Raw genomic sequence first — 4,472 nt, 5'->3', positions numbered from 1 at the left:
TGATCGACCCGCTGAGCGCCCGCGAACTAGACGTGCTGAGACTCCTGGGCACCGACCTGGACGGGCCGGGCATCGCCCGCGAGCTCGTGGTGTCACTGAACACCGTCCGCACACACACCAAGAACATCTACGCCAAGCTCGGCGTGACCAACCGCCGCGCGGCGGTCCGCCGGGGCGAAGAGCTCGACCTGACGTCGCGGCATCGCGACCGCCCCGGCCGCGCCACCGTCGCCGACCGGTAGGCACCGGCGGCCGTCCAGCCCGCTGCCGGGGCCGGCTCCGGTCTTCTCACCGCCTCCCCGCTCAATCCGGATCACCACATGGATCACCAAACATGGTGATCCGTTCTCACCCTCCCCCTTCCTACGTTCCTCCGTACCGGCACACGCCGGACCGCCGGCCATGACGACCGGGGCGCCCCGCGGCGACCGACCGCGCACGCCACAGGCAAACAGCACCTGCAATGTGAGGAGGAGACGTGACGGAGAACCGAACGCCCTACCCGGTCCGCGTGGACGCGTCAGAGGACGCGCCGTCGCGCTGGTTGTGGTTGGTGAAGTGGCTGCTGCTCATCCCACACTTCGTCGTGCTGGCGTTTCTGTGGCTGGCCTTCTACGTGGTCGGTGTGATCGCGTTCTTCGCCATCCTGTTCACCGCGCGCTATCCGCGGGGACTGTTCGACTTCAACGTCGGCGTCCTGCGGTGGAGCTGGCGGGTGCACTACTACGGGTACTGGGCGCTGGGCACCGACCGCTACCCGCCGTTCACCCTCGCCGACGTGCCGGACTATCCCGCCCATCTCGACGTTGCCTATCCCGAGCGGCTCTCCCGCGGCCTGGTGCTGATCAAGTGGTGGCTGCTGGCCATTCCGCACTACCTGATCGTGTCGATCTTCGTCGGCGGCGGGATCTGGCTGGCCACCGGGGCCGGGAACGCCGACCGCAGCTGGGAGGCCAGCGTCAGCCTGCTGTCCCTGCTGGTGTGCATCGCCGCGATCGTGCTGCTGATCACCGGCCGCTACCCCAAGCCGCTGTACGACTTCATCCTGGGCGTGGACCGCTGGGTGCTGCGGGTGGCCGCCTACACCGCGCTGATGACCGACCGCTATCCGCCGTTCCGGCTGGACATGGGCGGCACCGACCCCGGCTCGGTGCCGGCGAGCCCCCTGCCGCCGTCCCCGGTCGTGGCGCCGGCGACCAACCCACCGGCCCCGACCGCGCCCGCGCGGTGAACCCCGCTCGTCCCGGCACGTGGTCCCCGAGGGCGGTCAGGTCTCCGGGGGCGTCTGTCCGGCCCGCACACGACCCCGCGCGTGCGCCCAGCAGCGAGGCGGACCGGTGACGGCACACCTCGACTCTCGACGCCGGAGATCTCAGGTGACCTCAGCACGCGAGACCGCGCGAAGCGCCGGCTGACTCGTAGAGGACCACCCGGCCGGCACCGGACAGGGGGACTTGATGACGAGGCAGACCAACGGCCGCTCTGCCGACTGCAGCCGCTACGAGATCCGCCTCGGGGGCCGTCTCGACCCCCGATGGGCCGACTGGTTCGACGGGATGACCCTCACCTCCGACGACGGCAGCACCGTCCTCACCGGCGCGGTGCTCGACCAGGCCGCCCTGCACGGCGTACTGCGCAAGGTCCGCGACCTGGGCCTGCCGCTGCTCGCAGTCACCCAACTCGGCCCACACCAGCCGCACAACTCCACCAGGTGACCAAGCCAACCCTCGCAAAGGACCCGACATGAGCACGACCGTGGACACTCCCGCAGCGCCACGACCGCCAATGGACCAGATGCGCCGGACCTCCCTGGCCGCCGGGATCCTGTACCTGATCACCTTCGTGTCGATCCCCACCCTCATCGTGTTCCAGCCGGTGCGGAACGGCGCCGACTTCGTTCTCGGCGCCGGCAGCGACACCGGCGTGCTGCTGGGCGCCTTCTCCGAGGTCATCGTCGCGTTGGCAGGCATCGGCACCGCCGTGGTGCTGTTCCCGGTGGCGAAGCGGGTCAGCGAGACCGCCGCCCTCGGGTTCGTCGCATCCCGCGTGGTGGAGGGCGCGCTCATCATCGTCGGCGTCGTCAGCGTCCTCTCTCTCGTCACCCTGCGGAACGACGTCGCCGGCACCGCAGACGCGGACGCGGCGTCGCTGGTCACCACCGGCCACACCCTGGCCGCGACGTACGACTGGACGTTCCTGCTCAGTCAGAGCCTCGCGCCGGTCTTCAACGCGCTGTGCCTGGGCTACGTCCTGTACCGGTCCGGCCTCGTGCCGCGCATCCTGCCCACCATCGGGCTCATCGGCGCCCCACTGCTGCTGGCCGCCGACATCGCGATCTTCTTCGGCGTCTTCGACCGGACGGGCCCGATCGCACTCGCGGCGCTGCCGATCGCCGTGTGGGAGTTCTCGCTCGGCGTCTACCTGACCGTCAAGGGCTTCAAGCCCGCAGCCGTCGCCGCGCTCCCCTCGGCCGCCGGGCACAGTGCCTCTGAGCTGTCACCGGCCTGAGCGCGCACCGTTCCCGGCCCCGGCCGACCCACCCTCGTGGGGAGGCCGGGCCGGCTCCCGGACCCGACCACCCGCGAGGAACGAAGGAGGAGCGATGAAGGCGATCGTCCAAGAGCGGTTCGGCCCCCCGGACGTCCTGCAGTTCGTGGACACCGACCTCCCCCACATCGGCCCCGACGACGTGCTGGTGCGCGTGCACGCCGCCGCGGTCAACCCCTACGACTGGCACATGCTGCGCGGCGATCCCTACATCGCCCTTCTCATCGGCGGTGTCGGGCTGACCCGGCCGAAGCAGTGGGTGGCCGGGGTGGACGGGACGGGGCGTGTAGAGACGGTCGGCTCACGCGTGCGCGGCCTGGCACCCGGCGACGAGGTGCTCGGCTGGTTCGACGGCGCCTTCGCCGAGTACGCGCGCACCACCGCGGGCCGAGTGGTGCCCAAGCCGGCCGGGCTGACCTTCGAGCAGGCGGCGGCCGTGCCGATGGCCGGGCAGACCGCTCTGCGCGCGATCCGGGACGCCGGTCAGGTTCGGGCGGGGCAACAAGTGTTGGTCAACGGCGCCGCGGGCGGGGTCGGCAGCTTCGCCGTCCAGATCGCGGCCGCGCTGGGCGCGGAGGTCACCGGCGTGTGCAGCACACGCAACATCGAGCTGGTCCGCTCGATCGGCGCCGCGCACGTCATTGACTACACCGCCGAGGACTTCTCCGACGGGCGTGTGCGCTACGACGTGATCCTCGACAACGCCGGCAGCCAGCCGCTGGGCCGGCTGCGCGGGGCGCTGACCCCCAGCGGAACCCTGGTGTTCAACGCCGGCGGCTCACCCGGTCACCTGCTCGGCCCGATCGGGCAGATCCTCCGCGTGGCCGCGCTCAACGGTCTCGTCCGCCAGCGGCTGCGGCCACTGCCGACCGCCTGGACGCGGGAGCACCTGCTCGCCGTCACCGAACTCGTCGAGGCCAGACAGGTCACTCCCGTCCTCGACCGGGCCTACCCACTGGCCGACACCGCGGCCGCCCTACGACACGTGGAAGACGGGCACGCGCGCGGCAAGGTCGTCATCACAGTCACCTGACGAACAGCGTTGCGGCGACCGCCCGGGCGACGACCTCACGCTTGGCTGAGGTGGTCGTGGACCATGCGGATGGCGACTGCGCCCTCGCCGACCGCGCAGGCCACCCGCTTCACCGACCCGTGCCGGACGTCGCCAACGGCGAAGACGCCGGGCAGGCTGGTCGTGAACAGGCGGGCCTCACCAGCGGTAGCGGTCGCGTCGCCGCGCCGGTCAGGACGTAGCCCGCGTCATCCCGCTCAACTCCGTCGGGCAGCCACTGGGTGTGCGGCTCCGCACCGATGAGCACGAACAGACCCGCCGCCGGCACCGTCTCAGTGTGCCCGCGGCCGCGATCGCGGAGCACCAGGTGGGTCAATCACCCTTCGCCGCCACCCACCGCCTCGGTGCCGTGGCGGACCACGATGTTCGCTGCGGCATCGATCTCGCGGACCTGCTCGCCCGCCTTTCGGCCCCCGACTTTCCACACATCGCGGCCACCGTCGACCACCTGTACGGGCCCGATCTCACCGCCCAGTTCGACCACGGCCTACGGCTTCTGCTCGCCGGCCTGCGGATACAGCTACCGGCCACGGCCCGATCGGGGTGAGGCATAACCCGAAGCGGCGGGGGTTGCAGTCACTACCGGGCCGAGCTGGGGACTCCTACGCTGCCTGCATGCTGCGGTGGATCACCGAGCGCAGCCGGCACTTCTGGCTGTCGCTCGCCCTCGGAGTCCTCGCCGCCATCGTGGCGCTGCCCTCATTCACCGACCCGCGGCCGGCCAACGCCGGGGGGTTCGTGTTCGTCGTCATCGTGGTCGCCCCCCTGGTCCGCGGGGCCGTCGCGCTCGGCCATGCGTTCCTGGAGGGCTGGCGGGAGCCGCCGGGCCGCGCCGCCGGCTAACCCCACCTCT

The 4,472-nt window shown here is 71.4% G+C and carries 7 protein-coding genes; all 7 read left to right on the top strand.

Going from position 1 to position 4,472, the window contains the following annotated elements; translation table 11 throughout:
- On the top strand, positions 1–242 hold a 242-nt coding region (locus VN520_RS05155), incomplete at its 5' end, for a LuxR C-terminal-related transcriptional regulator (RefSeq protein WP_325745638.1).
- A gap of 236 nt (positions 243–478) precedes the next feature.
- Positions 479–1,231, top strand: a complete 753-nt coding sequence (locus VN520_RS05150) for a DUF4389 domain-containing protein (RefSeq protein WP_325745637.1) — start codon at positions 479–481, stop codon at positions 1,229–1,231.
- 226 nt (positions 1,232–1,457) lie between these two features.
- The gene (locus VN520_RS05145; protein WP_325745636.1) at positions 1,458–1,715 is read left to right on the top strand and encodes a hypothetical protein; all 258 of its coding nucleotides are present in this window, start codon (positions 1,458–1,460) and stop codon (positions 1,713–1,715) included.
- 28 nt (positions 1,716–1,743) lie between these two features.
- The gene (locus VN520_RS05140) at positions 1,744–2,508 is read left to right on the top strand and encodes a DUF4386 domain-containing protein (RefSeq protein WP_325745635.1); all 765 of its coding nucleotides are present in this window, start codon (positions 1,744–1,746) and stop codon (positions 2,506–2,508) included.
- A gap of 94 nt (positions 2,509–2,602) precedes the next feature.
- On the top strand, positions 2,603–3,580 hold the full coding sequence (locus VN520_RS05135) for an NAD(P)-dependent alcohol dehydrogenase (RefSeq protein ID WP_325745634.1): 978 nt from the start codon (positions 2,603–2,605) through the stop codon (positions 3,578–3,580).
- Between the two features lie 346 nt (positions 3,581–3,926).
- Positions 3,927–4,166 carry a hypothetical protein gene (locus VN520_RS05130; RefSeq protein ID WP_325745633.1) on the top strand — a complete coding sequence of 80 codons (240 nt, stop codon included), beginning with the start codon at positions 3,927–3,929 and terminating at the stop codon, positions 4,164–4,166.
- A gap of 68 nt (positions 4,167–4,234) precedes the next feature.
- Complete coding sequence (locus VN520_RS05125) at positions 4,235–4,462, top strand: hypothetical protein (RefSeq protein ID WP_325745632.1); 228 nt, start codon at positions 4,235–4,237, stop codon at positions 4,460–4,462.
- Positions 4,463–4,472 lie beyond the last annotated feature (10 nt).

The sequence above is a fragment of the Streptomyces sp. genome (assembly GCF_035563135.1).
Taxonomy (GTDB): Bacteria; Actinomycetota; Actinomycetes; order Streptomycetales; family Streptomycetaceae; genus Streptomyces.
Note: the sequence above shows the minus strand (reverse complement) of the source record. Positions and strands in the feature narration are given on the sequence as shown.

What these genes read in the sequence shown, in the direction of transcription:
- VN520_RS05145 (WP_325745636.1), top strand. Translation starts at nt 1,458, where the DNA reads ATGACGAGGCAGACCAACGGCCGCTCTGCCGACTGCAGCCGCTACGAG.
- VN520_RS05125 (WP_325745632.1), top strand. Translation starts at nt 4,235, where the DNA reads ATGCTGCGGTGGATCACCGAGCGCAGCCGGCACTTCTGGCTGTCGCTC.
- VN520_RS05135 (WP_325745634.1), top strand. Translation starts at nt 2,603, where the DNA reads ATGAAGGCGATCGTCCAAGAGCGGTTCGGCCCCCCGGACGTCCTGCAG.
- VN520_RS05140 (WP_325745635.1), top strand. Translation starts at nt 1,744, where the DNA reads ATGAGCACGACCGTGGACACTCCCGCAGCGCCACGACCGCCAATGGAC.